The sequence below is a fragment of the Planctellipticum variicoloris genome (assembly GCF_030622045.1).
GTDB lineage: Bacteria > Planctomycetota > Planctomycetia > Planctomycetales > Planctomycetaceae > Planctellipticum > Planctellipticum variicoloris.
In genome coordinates this window covers 2647534-2663610 of record NZ_CP130886.1, presented here as the reverse complement: position 1 = coordinate 2663610, position 16077 = coordinate 2647534, and the positions used below count along the sequence as shown (strand labels likewise).

The following is a 16077-nucleotide window of genomic DNA, read 5'->3' as shown; positions in this document are numbered from 1 at the left end:
TTCTGCCGGACCGTCCTCCGTGCGCGGAGCCAACCTGAGCCGCAACTCCCGGCCCCGCGCGTGGTTGACAATGGCCCGATGAAACACTCATGGCATGCCGCGCGGCTGGTCGAAATTTCCAAGGCCGGGAGGGAATTCCCCCGAGTTTCTCATTGAGCGCTCAACACGATGTTGAAGCGAGGTTGCCATGCCCGTTCGAGAGATGGTCAATCCGACCGATGCGGCCAATGCCCCTGTTCCCGTGCTGCTGGAACTGATCACTGACGGCGGTGACACCGAGTGGCTGGAACTGGCTGAAGGGGACTTGACGCTCGGGACAGCCAGCCGGTGCGACCTGCGGTTGACCGGCGGACCAGCGCTTCATAGCGTCGTCCATCGAAAAGGGAACAACGTCTGGATCGAAGCGACCGACGCGGCCAGCCGCCTGGAGATCAACAGCAGGCCCGTGCGACGACTCTCACTGCGCGACGGCGACCGGATGGTCATCTCCGGCAGCGAACTCTTCGTCCATATCGGCGAGTCGGCGCTGCTGGCCGCCCGGAGGCGTGAGGCGCAGATCGACGCCGCGAACATGACGGCGGAAGAACTGTGTGACCGGATCGCCGCGGAGGAGATGGCGATTCAGCAATTCGAAGGTCGCCGTCGGCTCGGACTGCAGGCCCTCCTCGCAGCCCTGGGAGACGCGTCGGGAAACGAGCCCGATTCGAGCGAGGCCGAGCTGGCCGAAGCCCGTCGCTTCGAAGAGCTGCTGGAGCAGATCAAGGTTCTGTCCAACGCGCTGGACAACCGGACTCAGATCCTGGCGGACCGCGAGAGCGAGCTGCTTGAAACCAGTTCCCAACTGCAGTCGGTCCAGGACCGGATGACGCGCCAGCTCGACGAATTGATGTTGCGACTGAACCAGCAGAACGGGGCGCCCGACGAACTGCGGGCGAGCGCATAGCCGTTCGAGGCTGTTTGCGTCGGTCGGCTACGACGATGAGACCGTTGGGCGAAACCAACGACATGCGCCCCGCGCATTCCGGTCGACTCGTTGAGGTACTGGATGCGTCGGATGCGGCCAGGTCGCCATCGTGGGGCCCCGCCTCAGGTTCGCGCTCGGGCCGCTCCTTGGCCGGGGCCTCTCGGCGTGCTATCGTCGCAATGAAACTTCGAAGACTTCCGACACGACGACTTCATTCGCGTCTCGTTTCGACTTACCCATCGCGTGGGACGTTGGCCGTCGCAGTCACAACGTCTGCGGCGTCGGAATTGCCAAAGTGCAGACCAATGTCGCAGAAACTGGCGGCTAACCGTTTGTGATCGGCTTGATTTTCTTCGAATGTGACGTGGAATACAGGGAGGAACACAATCGTAGCGGGTCTCACTCGCAGGACGTCCATTCGCCGATGCAAATTCTGATCGTGAGCCACATTGGAGCGCAGCGCCGGTCGCTGCAGCTTGTCCTGCAGGGGGCGGGACATCTGGTCCAGACAAGCGATTCGCTGGAGGGGGCGTTCAGCGTGCTGACTCGCAGTCTGAATGTTGAGGTTGTGATCAGCGAATGGAATCTGGGGAGCAGCTCTGCCTGCGAGTTGCTCGGCCGCTTGAAGCAGATCCCGCGTCTGGCGGATGCAGACACCGAGCCGCGAGAACCCTCGTTTATTATTCTCAACATGCCATCTCTCCACACGGACCATGGAGGGAGGACGTCGTCCGTCACCCACATGCGTTCGTTCGGTTTTCGCGACATCCTGGAGAAGCCGGTCAGCCGCGAGACGCTGATTACCAAGCTGAAGGAGATCGAAGCCGAACGCTACTCGCTGCCAACGGACGCGGAGAGAGGCTCGGACGACAGCGCCGATTGCCTCCCGATCGTGGAAGCGACCGCGGTTACAGCAGAGCCGAGACCGGACGTCTGCCCGGTCCCGCAGTCGGACCGACGCCTGCTGGAACTGGAGAGGGAGATTCGCCAGCTCCGGGCTGAGATTGATGAGCAGCAGCGGCGTCTGACACGGATGGCCAGCGAGATGGGGGAGTTGACTCAGCGTTGAGTCAGCAGGCATCAGCGCGATCGCCGTCCCGCCCGGTCTTCGTCGCCGTCTGAACTCGGATTCGCAGGCGTGAGACGTTCCTGGCAGCTCTGGCTCAATTCGGAGCGGAGACCGTGTCGCGCGGCGGTTCGACGACCGCGGACGTAGCGTCCGCGGAACCAGGCGGAAGGACATAGATATCGCCGTACTCATCGGGCTGTTCGGCCCGAAAGTGATGGTGGCGCAGCAGTTCGAGAATCGCGAGGAAGATTCCGATGATCTTGCTGCGGAGATTCGTCCCTTCAAAAAACTCGCTGAAGGGGACCCGACCGTCCGCTCTGACGCGTTCGGCGATTCGTTCGACGTAGACCGAGATTGGCGTGTCGTCGTAGCGGATGCTGGACGTTTCTTCGACGATTCGCTTCTGCAGCACGCGGGAGAGGGCGCTCACCAGATCCCAGAGTTCAACCTCCTTGATGGGGTCGGCCGAGTGATCCTTGGCCGTCCGCGGTCGTTCGTCGGTCAGGCGCGGATAGCGCTCCTGCCACTCGGCGGCCTGGTGCTCCAGGGCCAGGGCGGCGTCCTTGTATTTTTTGTACTCGAGGAGCTGCTGGATTAATTCGCTGCGGGGATCGTCGGCGAGCGGCGCTTCGTCGGGCTGCTCATCCTCGGCCCGAGGGAGGACCAGGCGGCTTTTGATCTCGACGAGGGAGCTGGCCATCACAACGAAGTCGCCGACCAGATCGAGGTCAATCAGCTCCAGGACTTCGAGGAACTGCAGGAACTGTCCGGTGATTCTGGCGATCGGCAGGGAGACAATGTCCACCTCGTTCCGCCGGACCAGGTACAAGAGGAGGTCCAGCGGTCCGGAAAAGACATCAAGTTTGACGCGGTACTCGGCCATCCGTGCCTTGTGTTTCACGTTCGTGGAACGGTCGGCTGCTGCGCTTCGCAGCGCAGCAGCCGACTCTGAACGCGAACGCCCCCCAGACACCTTATCGTCCGAATGCGCGGAAAAGTTTCACACAAGGGGGAGATCGTCGCGGCGCACAGGGCTTATGCCGCTGGGCTACCTTGAATCGCCCTTGGAAGGCTGCCTTTCGCTCGATGTGGAGCTGGTTGCTCAACGCGACGTCTTGAGTCGTTTGAGAATCTCCGCGCGGCGAGGCGCCGACGGCTGTGCGCCCATCCGGGTGACGGAAATCGCTGCCGCCGCGGACGCAAAGTGGACGGCTGCGGCTAGCGGCTGGCCTTCGACGAGCCGGGCGGCGAGGGCGCCGTTGAAGACATCACCAGCGGCGGTCGTATCGACCGCCTGCACCGGAAATGGCGGCGCGAGAAAAGTCCCAGCCGGCTCGCTGACCCAGGCCCCGCGGGCGCCGAGCGTGAGAATCACCGTTTCCACGCCGAGCTCATGCAGGACGCGGGCCGCCAGGTTGGCGGTGCGCGGGTCCCGGACCCGCCGGCCGGTCAGCAGCTCGGCTTCCGTTTCGTTCGGGGTGATGATCGAAACTCGCGGCAGAATCTCCGCGGGAAGCGGCCCGGCCGGGGCGGGATTGAGAATCAGCCTCGCCCCCGACGTTGCGGCCAATTGGGCCGCGGCAGTGACCGCAACCGGCGAGGTTTCCAGTTGGACGAGGACGACGTCTCCGGGACCCACCACAGCTTTCGCCCGACGGACATCCGCGGCGGAGAGTTTCGCATTGGCGCCGGGAGCGACCGCGATACTGTTCTCACCGGCGGCGCTGACGCAGATCAACGCGACGCCCGACGGCTCGCGGGCGTCGCGGACGATGAACTGCGTATCGATGCCGTCGGCGTGAAAACCCTTCAGCGCAACGTCGCCGTAGGCGTCCTGTCCCAGCCTCGCGACAAACGTCACTTGCGCGCCGGCCCGTGCGGCCGCGACGGCCTGATTGGCCCCCTTCCCTCCCGGCGCGGAGAGGAACCTGCCGCCGAGCAGCGTTTCGCCGGGGCGCGGCAGTCGCTCGGTCCGGACGATGAGATCGGTATTGGAGCTGCCGACGACAAGGACGCGGCCGGTCATGGGGGGACTCGCGGAGGGCGGATCGGGAATGGCGAGAGTTTAGCAGGTAGAGAGTGGATGGTGGTCAGTGGATGGTGGATGGTGGATGGTGAAGAAGAATGCTCAACGCTTAGCGCTCAACGCGGATGTTGCGGGGGTGGGCACGGCTATCTATACTTGCGGGCAGTCTGCCTGCCCCCGGTCTGCCGGGAATTGCCTGCCATTGTCTTCATCCCACAAATGACTGGATCGCGTATGTCTCGCCTTGCCCTCCTCGGTGTGTGTGTCGCTGCGCTCGCTTCGGCGACAGCGTGGGCGCTGGAACCGCTGCGTTCAACAGACTGGCCGCAGTGGCGTGGCCCCGGACGCGAGAATCGGAGCGCCTCGACCGGACTGTCGACCGACTGGGAGGCGCATCCGCCGACGCTGGCCTGGAAGGTCGCCGGCTTGGGCAAGGGCTATGCCAGCGTGTCGATCGTCGGAGACCGGCTCTACACGACCGGAAATCACGGCGACTCGCAGCACGTCACGGCGGTCGATCTGAAGTCACACAAGGTCGTCTGGAGCCAGCCGGTTGTCGACTTCGAGCCGAAACACGGCTACGAAGGGTCGCGCTGCACGCCGGCGGTTGACGGCGACAAGCTCTATGTGGTGACCTCCAACGGGGCGATCACCTGCCTGAACGTGGCCGACGGCAAAATCGTCTGGCAGCGGGACTTCAAGGAGTTCGGCGGGAAGATGATGTCCGGCTGGGGTTTCTCCGAGTCGCCGCTGGTGGATGGCGACCGGGTCGTCTGCACGCCGGGCGGCGAAGACGCCATGATCGTCGCGCTCGACAAGCAGACCGGCAAGGACGTCTGGAAGTCGGCCGTGCCGGACTTTGGCGAGGCGGGCAAGCCGGGCGCCGGGTATTCTTCGATCGTGATCAGCGACGCCGCGGGCGTGAAGCAGTACGTCACCCTCGTCGGTCGGGGCGCGATCGGCGTCCGGGCGTCGGACGGCAAGCTCCTCTGGACGTACAACCGTGTGGCGAATCCGGTGGCCAACATTCCGACGCCGCTGATCGCCGGGGACTACGTCTTCACGTCGTCGGGCTACGACCAGGGAGGGACGGCGCTGTTGAAGCTGACCCGCGACGGCGACGGAGTCTCGGCGACTGAAGTCTATTACCATCCGGCCCGCGAAATGCAGAATCACCACGGCGGAATGGTGCTGGTCGGCGATCAGGTCTTCATGGGACACGGTCACAACAACGGCTTCCCGATGTGCATCGACCTGGCGACCGGGAACGTCCTGTGGGGCGGGAAGATCCGCGGCGCCGGTTCGGGTTCGGCGGGAGTGACGTATGCCGACAAGCACATCATCTTCCGCTATCAGAGCGGCGACGTGGCGCTGGTGGACGCTTCGACGGACGAGTACAAGCTGCGGGGTTCCTTCAAGCCGGAAATCGTCGAGAGCCCGAGCTGGGCGCATCCAGTCGTCGTCGGAAATACGCTCTACCTGCGGGAGCAGGATACGCTGATGGCGTATGACGTAGGCAAGAAGTAGAGTGGTGGGTGGATAGTGGGTGGTGAAGAGAAAAGTTAGACTGCGCGGGCCCTGGGATCGGTGGATTCCGGGGCTCGCGATGTTTCGGGCGACAGTGAGGGGACGGCGATGAGCGGTTCGGTGTGGGTTCGCGTGGGATGTCTGCTGGCAATCTGCTGGAGCCTGCCGGCGGAAGCGCTGGACTATCGCGTCACCGATCCGGCGCTCAAGGTGGAGCTGCTGGACAGTTCGGAGACGGACTCATTCCTGGCAGTGCGGGTCGACGCCGCCGGTCGCATCTTCGTGGGCGGTCGGAAGACACTGTTCGTCTACGAGCCACTCCCCGACGGAACCTACAAGCCGCGGGAGCTGCTGCTGGAGTTTCCCGATCACACGTGGGTTTACGACATCGAGATTCGCGGCGACGATCTGTACCTGATGACGGTCAGCGCCCTCTACATCGTGCCGGGAGGACGGATTCAGCGGACCGGGCTGAAGCCTCAGCGGCTGGTGTGGGGCGTTCCGAACGGGCACGTGCATCAGTGCCTGCATGCCTGCGCCTGGGGGCCGGAGGGAGATCTCTATTTCTCGATGGGAGACCCGCTGTGGTATTACGGCGACTTCAGCCGGCCGGACCACTGGGGCTACTGGTCGATGTTCTTCAGGCCGGACGAAAATCATCCGGCCGGGGCCAACGGCTTCGCGCGAGTCCCCTACCACGGCGTGGGGGCGGTGTTTCGCGTACAGCCGGACGGGACGAAGTTGCGGAGCTTTGCGCGCGGCCTGCGGAACAGTTGCGGACTGAACTTCGACCGGAACTGGAACCTGTTCACGAACGACAACGACCACGAAGCGATGCCGGCCTTCTACGCGCCGGGGCGGCTGCTGCAGGTGTCGCCGCAGGCGTACTACAGTTGGCCGCGGGGCTGGCTGCTGAGCAAGACGCCTGACCGGGCAGATCTGCTGCCGACGCTCAACGAGAGCCTCGGACGATTCGTGCCGGTGCTGCAGACGTATTATGCGGACAAGTTCCTGCCCGAAACTTACGACAACAACCTGCTCGTCGCCCGCTGGGGCCGGCGGACGGTGTCGCGGTTTCCGCTGGAAAAGAAGGACTCCAGCTTCACGGCCGCCGAGCACGTCATGCTCGAAGGGCAGAACCAGGCGCGACCGGTGGGGGTGTGCGTCGGTCGCGGCGGGCGGGTGTTTGTGACGCTGAGCTACATGTCCCAGAACGAAGGTTCGCCGGTTTATCGAAGCGACCTGGCAATAATCACGCGGGCGGACGACTCGAAGGCCATGCCGTTCGACGGCTACGAGCCCCCCACTGCGACCGCCGATAAACTGTGGAGCGAGCTCGCTTCGCCAAGCTGGTCGCAACGGTCCGTGGCCCATCAGGAACTGCTGCGACGGGGCGGCCCGCTGCTGCTGGAGGCGGCCCGCAAACTGAAAAATGCCGTGGCGACCGACCCGGCGACGCCCCATCTGCTGTGGCTGGCGGCGGCCTCGGCAAAAGCTTCGAAGACGGACTATGCGGGGCAGATTCTCCGCAAGCTGGCAAATGGCGAGAACGCCAACCTGCGGCTGCAGGCGGTCCGGGCGCTCGATCACTTTCCGGAGCTGCATACCGGCCGGGACTTCTTCGTCTCCAAGTTCGACGACGCCGATCCCCAGGTCCAGGTCGCGGCGGTTACGGGACTCTTCTCCCGCATCGGCGAAGAAGAAGTTCCTTACGAAGTCCTGGAACTACCGGCGCGGAGCAAGGATGCCTTCGTCCGCCACACGACGGCGATTCTGCTGTCGCAACTGGCGCCATTCGATCAGATCGCTCAGCTCGTGAATTCCCGCGACGCCCAAAGCCGGATGACCGGCGTCCTGGCGGCGGGGTTCGCGATGACAGTACCTGGCGTCCACGACGAACTGCCGGAACAGGCGCCGCTGGAGCCGCAGCGGACGGAGGCGGCGAACATCATCGAATTCGCCGACGGCAAAGTGGACCTGCGGGAGCAGGGACGACTTGGCAACTACACGATGGCCGAATACTGGAAGAGCGCGCCGCGGCCGGGCGAGACCGAAATGTTCTTTGCGCTCCTGATGGAACGACTCGCCGATCCGAACGATCAGATCCGACTGCAGGCCGCCCACTTTCTGTCGGTCGTCAACGATCCCCGCAGCGAGCCCGAGATCGCCAAGGTGCTGACCGACGTGCAGGATCGACGGTTGAGCCTGGCGGGCGGACGGGGCGTCGCCAAGGTCTGGATGCTCGGTCCGCTGCCGGACGGCGACAAGGGCTTCGAGACGGCGCATGCTCCGGAACTGGGACCGGTCGATCTGCGGGCGAAGGTGGAGGCCGGCGGCATGTCGCTGGAGTGGAAGGAAGTTGCCCAGACCGGCAAAGACCGGCCGCTGTATGATTTCGCCCAGCTCTTCGGCCCCAGCCCTCAGTCATCGGTCTACTCCTTGTTCCGGATCGAGAGTTCGGTCGCTCAGCGGTGCCAGTTGCTGCTGGGAGCCGAAGACGGTCTCAAGGTCTGGCACAACGGCAAGCTGGTCTGGTCGAAGGACGACGTCCGGCCGAACATTCAATACGACGACGTGGTGACGATCGATCTGCAGCCGGGCGGCAACGACATCCTGCTGCGGGACCGCATGCGAGCGGGACTTGGGGGGCAATACATCCATTACCGGACGCTGCAGGACGTGCAGATCACGCTGCCGCCGCTGCCGGACGGACTGTCGCTCGCCGAGCGGCTGAAGGCGGCGGGGACGGGGAATCAGCCGATCGATCCGAAGTTTCTGGAAGTCGACTGGGCCATGGCCCTGAAGGGGGCGGACGTCGAACGGGGCCGGAAACTCTTCGGGGCCGAATCCCTCGGCTGCGCGAAGTGCCACGCCGCCACACCGGTCGCCGGGACGACCGGCGGCCCCAGCCTGGCGGACGCCGGGCGGCGATTTGAACTGGCCTATCTGGTGGAATCGGTGCTGGCCCCGAACAAGGTGATCTCGCCGGTCTTCAAGTCGACTGCCCTGACGACTGTCGACGGAAAAGTTCTGACAGGTCTGGTCGTGATGGAGACGGCGGACAAACTGGAGCTGCTGCTGCCGGACACGAAGCGAGTGACGCTGGCCAAGTCGGAGATCGAGGACCGGAAAGCGTCGGAGGTCTCGGCGATGCCCGCCGGCGTGGTGAAGACTCCGGAAGAATTGCGCGACGTCCTGGCGTACCTGCTGAGTAATCCAATGCAGTAGGGAGCCAGCGTGGCAGGATGCCTGCGACGTCGGATTATGGCTCTTTTTTTGCGCTCGGATCGTCGAACAGAGTTGCAGGAATTGTCGCCGGATTGACCGCAATTGAGTACGCCATGACCGGCGTGACATAGACGCTCGGGACGCCCCATACTTCGGCGTCGTCGAGGATGGCCCACAACTTGGCGCTGCCTGAACGCGCGAAGCCGTAGGACCAGGATTCGCCATCGGACTCGATGAATAGCAATAGCTCGGGATTGACGCCCCACACTCCCGCAAAAATCGTTCCGTCGGCCAGAGGCTTGGCCGACGGTTCATAGCGGTCGAGCGGTGTTGGCAGCAGTCGCAGTTCGATCTGGTTACCCAGGTGGAATTCGCGCAGAGTGAACTTCTGGGCCAGCCGTTTCATCTGGACCAGCCGGAGCTGCGGTGTGGCGGCGGGACGTTCGTCCGTTTTGAACTTCTGGAAAGTCAGCGCTGATTCGGCGGGTGGTGCCCAGGTGAAGGCGCCGCACTGCATCGTCAGATGCGGTTTGTCGATGGCCAGAAACTCGTGGTTGAGCTGGTAAGATCTCCCCTCGGCCGGACCAAAGGGACCGTAGATTTCCGAGGTGACGAGCGCAATGGGGCGTCCTTTGGCGCCAACGCGCCAGACGGCGGAGTCGGCGATCTTGCGGGCGGGATCGGAGTACCGCAGGATTGGCTGGGCTTTAAAGGTCAGTTCGCGCGGATCGCCGGGATCGGTCGGACTGATGGCGATCTTGCCGACCACGTTTCGCAGGAATTCGAGTCGGGACGGACTCGATCCGTCCTGATCCGGTTTTACCGCGCTCTCCTGTGCCGAAAGGGAACTGGCGCAGAATGTTGCGAGTAAGCCAGCCACCAGATGGACACGCTGAAAACTGATGCCGTTCATGAAGGATAACTCCGTAGAAGCTGGCTCGTCGGGGTTGAGCGGGAATCCCGCGGGACGTGTCTGCAGACGTCAGGCGTTCAATGCAGTCATCGTGACTGTTCCGTTAGGCCGCCGCAAGCGAGGTTTCCGGGACGTGGAGAATTCCTACACGGCGACAGGTGTTCGCGGACGTTGCATGCCCCGACGTGTACCCGGCCGATGCCGTCCCCTTCGTTCAACCGCCACGTGCGATCGCCGACCGGCGAAACGGCACCGGTATCCTGCTAGAATTGTGGTGACGCCGAGTGCATTCCGTAACGGCGACAGGAGCGAGGTATGTTGAGTCCCAAGCGGACCTGGCAGGACGAACTGGCGATCATCGACCGGACGATGAAAGCCATCTCCGGCGTCAACGACCCCGAAGAGCTGGTGTCGATCTACTGGAACGGCATCGGCGAGCTGATCGAGACCGACGACTACGTGGCTGTCTCGCGGCGGAATGTCGATTCGCCATTCTATTTGATTACGCGTTCGTCGCGATTCGCCGAGTCGTACAATCCCTGGACCCAGCGCGACCTGCTGCCGAAATTGACTGGCGGACTTCTGGGCGAAATCGCCTATGGCAGCAGCCCGGTGATCATCGAAGACCTGCCGTCCCGGCTCGCGGCGGACGATCCGGCCTGGTTTTATCTGCAGGGGTTTCAGGCGCTGGTCGCACTGCCGCAGTACGATGGCGGCGAGGCTCTCAATCATACGATTATGCTGGTCCGCCCCGGGGCCGACGTGAACCACGGCATGATTCCCATGCTGCACTGGCAGGCGGGGCTGTTCGGACGCGGGACGCAGAACCTGGTGCTGCGCAATCAACTGAGCGCGGCCCTCCACGCGCTCGATCGGGAGCTGCAGGTCGTCGGCAACATTCAACGGTCGCTGCTGCCGGACCAGCTCCCGACAATCCCCGGCTTCGAACTGGCCGCCCACTACGAAACCAGTTCCCGGGCCGGCGGCGACTACTACGACTTCTTTCCGCTCGCCAACGGCGCCTGGGGACTGTTCATCGCCGACGTCTCGGGCCACGGCACCCCGGCCGCGGTCCTGATGGCGATCACTCACGCCATCGCCCACGCGCAGCCGGGGACGCACTCGCCCCCCGCCGCGCTGCTGTCCTATCTGAACGACCGGCTCGCGCGGGCCTACACGCGCGACGGTACGTTCGTGACCGCCTTCTATGCGATTCTCGATCCGGCCGCGCGGACGCTGACCTGCTCCAGCGCCGGCCACAATCCCCCGCGGCTCGTCCGTGCGGGGCGCGTGCTGTCGCTCGACGAAAGCGGCGGCCTGCCGATGGGCCTGATGCCCGGCCTGACCTACGACGAGGCGACCATTGAACTTGTCAGCGGCGACCTGCTGCTGCTCTATACCGACGGCATTCCCGAAGCGATGGGACCGGGCGAAGGGATCAGCCGCCTGTTCGGCCTCGACCGCCTCGATCCACTGCTCCTGGAGTGCGCCGCGGGGAGCGCGGAAGACTGCCTGCAGCAGATCCGCACCGCCGTCGCCGAGTTCTGCGAGAACGCCCCGCCGACCGACGATCAGACGCTGATTGCGATGCGGGTGGAGTAGCTCGGCCGGCAGCTTCTACGTTCGGGGCCGAGCAGCCATCGGGAACGAGCAATCGCGACGTCTCGCATCCTGGGGGGATGCCAGAAAGTAGCCGGGGGTTGAGGATCGCAGCGACGACACCTCCGGTTGCTCGGTCTGGCCCCTACCCCAGCACGCCCCCCACCACGTTCCCATGCACATCGGTCAGCCGGTAGTCCCGGCCGCTGTGCCGGTACGTCAGCCGCTCGTGATCGAAGCCCATCAGGTGCAGGATCGTTGCGTGGAAGTCGTGGACGTGGACGCCGTCTTTCGCCACGCGGACGCCGTATTCGTCGGTTTCGCCATAGACCGTCCCGCCGCGGACCCCGGCCCCGGCGAGCCAGGAGCTGAAGGCCCAGTTGTGGTGCTCGCGGCCCTTCGCCGTCGCCGAGTTGTTGAACGGCGTCCGCCCGAACTCCGTTGTCCAGACGACCAGAGTTTCATCGAGCAGCCCGCGCGATTTCAGGTCCTTCAGCAGCCCCGCGATCGGCTGGTCGACGTTCTTCGCCAGCCGCTCGTGGTCCAGCATGTCCCCGTGCGAATCCCAGTTGCCCGACGATCCGGTATCGATCAGCTCGACGAACCGCACTCCGCGTTCAACCAGCCGCCGGGCCATCAGGCACTGCCAGCCGAAGCCCTGCGTCGAGCCCCGCGGCAGGCCGTACAAGTCGAGCGTCGCGTCGGATTCGTGAGCCAGATCAAAGACTTCCGGAACGGCCATCTGCATGCCGTACGCCGTTTCGAACGAGCGCATCCGCGCCTGAAGGAAAGAATTCTCGGCCCGGTCGGCCAGATGCCGGCGGTTCCACTTCGCCAGCGCCGCCAGTTCCTGCTGCTGCCGGTCGAGCGGCACGCGCGGCGCGACGTTCGCCACTGGCTCCGCCCCGGGCACGACCAGCGTTCCCTGATGGGCGCCGGGGAGAAAATCGCTGGCGTAGACCTGCGTCCCGGCGTACGTCTGAGCCGGGGCCAGCACCACGAATGATGGCAAATTCCGGTTCTCCGCCCCCAACCCGTAGCTGACCCACGACCCGATGCTGGGCCGGGCGAAGGCGAACGACCCGGTATGCATCCCCAGCGTCGCGTTGTAATGATTCGAGTGGTCGGTGTGCATCGAACGGATCAGCGCGATGTCATCCACGCACCCGGCCACGTGCGGAAACAGTCCGCTGACCTCCGAACCGCTTTCGCCGTAGCGATGAAAATCCCACTGCGGGGCCTTCAGGAAGATGCGTTCGTATCCCGGCCGGTTCTGGATTTCCGGGTGATCGAGCTTGACCTCTTTGCCCACATCCTGCGACAGCCGCGGCTTCGGATCGAACGTATCGACGTGCGACACGCCCCCCGTCATGAACAGGAAGATCACCGACTTCGCCTTGCCGGTATGGTGCGGCGAGCGCGCCGCCAGCGGATCCTCCGCAGCCAGCAGTTCGCTGACCAGCCCCGGCAAGATTGCAGAAGCGGCGACGGACGAACGCAGGAAATCACGACGACAGCAATCCGGTTTCAGCATGGTCGTTGGACCTTGATCTCGATTTCAGATTCCGAAGAGTCAGGACTTAACCACGAATCACACGAATTCGCACGAATGAAGAGAGAGAGAGAGAGAGAGAGAGAGCAAACTTAAGACGACGCATCAAGCGATCCTCTCTCAATTCGTTGTCTCCGTGAATTCTGTGTTCTCCGTGGTTCAATCGCTTCGATTTCATTCGTGAAGATTCGTGTCATTCGTGGTTCAAACTCTTCCCGGTTCAATCCACAAACAGGAACTCGTTGCTCGACAGCAGCACGCGACCCAGCGCGCTCCAGGCCGCTTTCGGCTCCCCGTACGCCTGCAGGAATTCCGCTGCGTCCCGTTGTTCATCCGCGCTGGCGTTGCGGCCGTAGAGGATCTGACAGGCTGCATTCAGGCGTTTCGCGTCGGTGTCCGCCGCCGCCAGAACCCGCCCGGCAAAGGCGTCCGCCCGGCCGTGCAGCAGTGCATCGTTCAGGAAGAACAGGGCCTGCGTGGGGACTGTCGTCAGATCTCGCACCGGCGTGCTGGCGTTCGGATCGGGACCGTCGAACAGCATCAGGAACCGGCTTCGGCGGTTGCGCTTCTGCATCAGGTAGACGGATCGCTTTAGCGTGTCGTACTCCGCCGCGAACGGTCCGTGCTGCGAGAACGCCCAGGTTTCTTCCGGCGGGAACGGATGTGCCCCGCCTGGAGTTGTATCCAGTTCGCCGCTCACCAGCAGCAGGCTGTCCCGCAGCTCCTCCGCCGTCAGCCGGCGACCGGGGAAGCGGCCGAAGGCCGCTTCCAACTCCGGCCCCCCCTGCCCGCTCTCGGCGTACGTCGCGCTGGAGAGAATCAACCGGTGCATGGCCTTCACGCTCCAGCCGCTCTTCACGAATTCGTCCGCCAGGAAATCGAGCAATTCGGGATACGTCGGCGGCGTACCGCGCGTGCCGAAGTCATTCGGCGACGCCACCAGTCCCCGGCCGAAGTGCCACAGCCAGATTCGATTGACCATCACACGGGCGGTCAGCGGATTCGTCGGACTCGCAAGCCAGTCCGCCAGTTCCAGCCGGCCGCTCGACGCCGTCTGCTGCACGACCTGCCCGCCGAGGACATCCAGGAACTTCCGCGGCGCCTCGTCCCCCAGGTTCGTCGGTTCCCCCCGGTTATGAATCCGCGCATTGGCCGGCGTTCCTTCGCTGACCGCATAGGCCAGCGGCGTCTTCGGCTGCCGGGCTATTAGTTCGGCCCGCTGCTTGTTGAGGGCCGCCGCCTGCTGTTCCAGCGTCTGCAGTTTTGCCAGCGTCTCGCCCGCGGCTTCGCTGGCGATCTGCTCCAGCCGCCAGGCGACGCCATCCAGCCCGCCGGCCGGGTGCGCGTCAGCCACGGTCCCGGTGAGGCTCACCATTCCGTCGATCGGGCTCCGCCACGCCACCGCCACGGGACCGCCCGGCCCCGGATGGACGAAGAACGATTTCGCGGGAAGCATCGTCCAGACCGGCGACGGCTGATCCGAACGGTTCACAAACACCGACGGCGTATCCCCGCTTCGCCAGGCCTGCAGTTCGGGCCGGCCGTTGACCTGCCCGACCGACTCCGGCAGCAGCGCCAGACCGTCTTTGGCATCCAGGAAGAACCACGTCCCGGCGTGGCCGTAACTGTCCGCGTGCGGGTTCCCCGCCAGCAGATCGGGAACCAGGTCGGCAGTGCTCCACTTCCGGCCGTCGCCTCCCGCTTCGGCGATCTGCCACTCGACCCGCGTGCTGTCGGCTCCATGATTCCCCCGCGGCAGAATGGAGAGCTGCAGGAGCTGCCCCTTGCGGACTTCGATCGCATTGAGCCCCGTCGTCGCGCCGACATTCAGGTCGAGCGACAAGCCCTCGCCGACGTCCGCCGAGGAGAGCAACCGCATTGACCCCGCAGTCGCGTCTTTCCATGCGGTGCGGAGGGCGGCCTGCTGCTCGCCGAGCGTTTTCAGTTCGGCGTCGACCTTCGCCAGCTCGGCCCGAATCGGTCCCGACTGCCGCTCGATTTCGTCGGCACTCCAGAGGGGCGTCAAATCGCGGGGCTGCTGCTGCGGCTCGCACCCCGGAAAGGCGAACTTCGTGCTCGAAAAGATGCCGTACAGCCCGTAGTAATCGCGGGTGGAAAGCGGGTCGTACTTATGGTCGTGACACCGGCAGCAGCCGATCGTCAGGCCCAGGACGGATTTCCCCAGCGTGTCGAGCGTGTCTTCCAGCGTGAGATGAATGTCTTTGTCGATGTCGTGCCCGAACCGCCGGGCGATCGCCAGATACCCCGTCGCCACGATTCGATCGGCAGCCTGCTCGGCCGGCCCCGCGGCGGCCCGCAGGTCCCCGGCGATCTGGTCCCGTAGAAACTCGTCGTACGGCAGATCGGCGTTGAACGCGTCAATCACCCAGTTGCGATAGCGCCAGGCATGCGGCAGCGGATGGTCGCTGTTTTCGCCGGCGGTATCGGCATAGCGGACGACATCCAGCCAATGCCGGCCCCAGTGTTCGCCGTAGTGCGGCGACTCCAGCAGCCGCTCGACGATTTTCTGCTGCGCCGTCGGCGATGCATCGGCCAGAAACGCCGCGACGTCTTCGGGCGACGGCGGCAGGCCGGTCAGGTCATACGTCACCCGGCGGAGCCAGATGCGACGATCCGCCGGCGGCGCAGGCTTCAATCCGGCTGCCTCCAGCTTCGCCAGAATGAACCGGTCGATCGGACTCCGCACCCAGCTCTCATCTTTAACGACCGGCAACTTCGGCTGCCGGACGGGCTCGAAGGCCCAGTGCCGGGTTCCCTCAAACCGCGGCGTCGCTTTCGGCCACGGCGCCCCGGCAGCAATCCACGCTTCCAGCGCCGCCACCTGGGCCTTCGGCAGCGGCTTGTCGGGCGGCATCGCCGAGACGTCATCCGCCCGGCGGATGGCCTGAATCAGCAGGCTGGCGTCGACCTTCCCCGGCTCCAGCGCCGCCCCGGATTCGCCTCCCTTGAGGAGCCCGTCGCGCGAATCGACCCGCAACCCGCCGGCGACCCGCTGATCGCCGTGGCATTTGAAGCAGGTCCCGACCAGCACGGGCCGGATTTCGCGTTCGAAGAATTCTTCGGACGCCGGGTCGGCGGCGCGGGCGAAGGAGGTCAGGCCGGCGAGGGCGCAGGCAAAAAACAGGAGTCGTCCGGACACGAATCGGTCTCCGGTGGGGAGTCGTTCACGGGTGAGGGG

Annotated in this window: 10 protein-coding genes; 5 read left to right on the top strand and 5 right to left on the bottom strand. The window is 64.7% G+C overall.

What is annotated here, in order from left to right; genetic code table 11:
- Positions 1 to 187 precede the first annotated feature (187 nt).
- Positions 188 to 943 (top strand): FHA domain-containing protein, encoded by a 756-nt coding sequence (locus SH412_RS10425; RefSeq protein ID WP_336523452.1) that lies wholly within the window; start codon positions 188 to 190, stop codon positions 941 to 943.
- Positions 944 to 1388: 445 nt separating this feature from the next.
- A complete protein-coding gene (locus SH412_RS10420) occupies positions 1389 to 2033 on the top strand; it encodes a DNA-binding transcriptional response regulator (protein ID WP_336523451.1) in 645 nt (214 codons plus the stop codon).
- Positions 2034 to 2127: 94 nt separating this feature from the next.
- Here SH412_RS10420 and SH412_RS10415 read toward each other — a convergent pair whose 3' ends face one another.
- Both SH412_RS10415 and rbsK read right to left on the bottom strand, forming a co-directional pair.
- Complete coding sequence (locus SH412_RS10415) at positions 2128 to 2916, bottom strand: segregation and condensation protein A (protein WP_336523450.1); 789 nt, start codon at positions 2914 to 2916, stop codon at positions 2128 to 2130.
- A 219-nt stretch (positions 2917 to 3135) separates the two neighbouring features.
- Positions 3136 to 4059, bottom strand: a complete 924-nt coding sequence (gene rbsK, locus SH412_RS10410) for a ribokinase (RefSeq protein ID WP_336523449.1) — start codon at positions 4057 to 4059, stop codon at positions 3136 to 3138.
- A gap of 234 nt (positions 4060 to 4293) precedes the next feature.
- Between rbsK and SH412_RS10405 the strand changes: the two genes are divergently transcribed.
- Positions 4294 to 5586: a PQQ-binding-like beta-propeller repeat protein gene (locus SH412_RS10405; protein WP_336523448.1), complete on the top strand. Its 1293-nt coding sequence runs from the start codon at positions 4294 to 4296 to the stop codon at positions 5584 to 5586.
- A 108-nt stretch (positions 5587 to 5694) separates the two neighbouring features.
- Positions 5695 to 8814: a hypothetical protein gene (locus SH412_RS10400; RefSeq protein ID WP_336523447.1), complete on the top strand. Its 3120-nt coding sequence runs from the start codon at positions 5695 to 5697 to the stop codon at positions 8812 to 8814.
- A 34-nt stretch (positions 8815 to 8848) separates the two neighbouring features.
- Here the strand turns inward: SH412_RS10400 and SH412_RS10395 are convergent, their stop codons facing one another.
- The gene (locus tag SH412_RS10395; RefSeq protein ID WP_336523446.1) at positions 8849 to 9727 is read right to left on the bottom strand and encodes a hypothetical protein; all 879 of its coding nucleotides are present in this window, start codon (positions 9725 to 9727) and stop codon (positions 8849 to 8851) included.
- Positions 9728 to 10042: 315 nt separating this feature from the next.
- Here SH412_RS10395 and SH412_RS10390 point away from each other — a divergent pair, with 315 nt between their 5' ends.
- Positions 10043 to 11329, top strand: coding sequence for a PP2C family protein-serine/threonine phosphatase (locus SH412_RS10390; protein ID WP_336523445.1), 1287 nt, complete (start codon positions 10043 to 10045; stop codon positions 11327 to 11329).
- Positions 11330 to 11471: 142 nt separating this feature from the next.
- Here SH412_RS10390 and SH412_RS10385 read toward each other — a convergent pair whose 3' ends face one another.
- Together SH412_RS10385 and SH412_RS10380 are read right to left on the bottom strand one after the other, a co-directional pair.
- Positions 11472 to 12860 (bottom strand): DUF1501 domain-containing protein, encoded by a 1389-nt coding sequence (locus SH412_RS10385; RefSeq protein ID WP_336523444.1) that lies wholly within the window; start codon positions 12858 to 12860, stop codon positions 11472 to 11474.
- Between the two features lie 238 nt (positions 12861 to 13098).
- A complete protein-coding gene (locus SH412_RS10380; protein ID WP_336523443.1) occupies positions 13099 to 16038 on the bottom strand; it encodes a PSD1 and planctomycete cytochrome C domain-containing protein in 2940 nt (979 codons plus the stop codon).
- Positions 16039 to 16077: the final 39 nt, after the last annotated feature.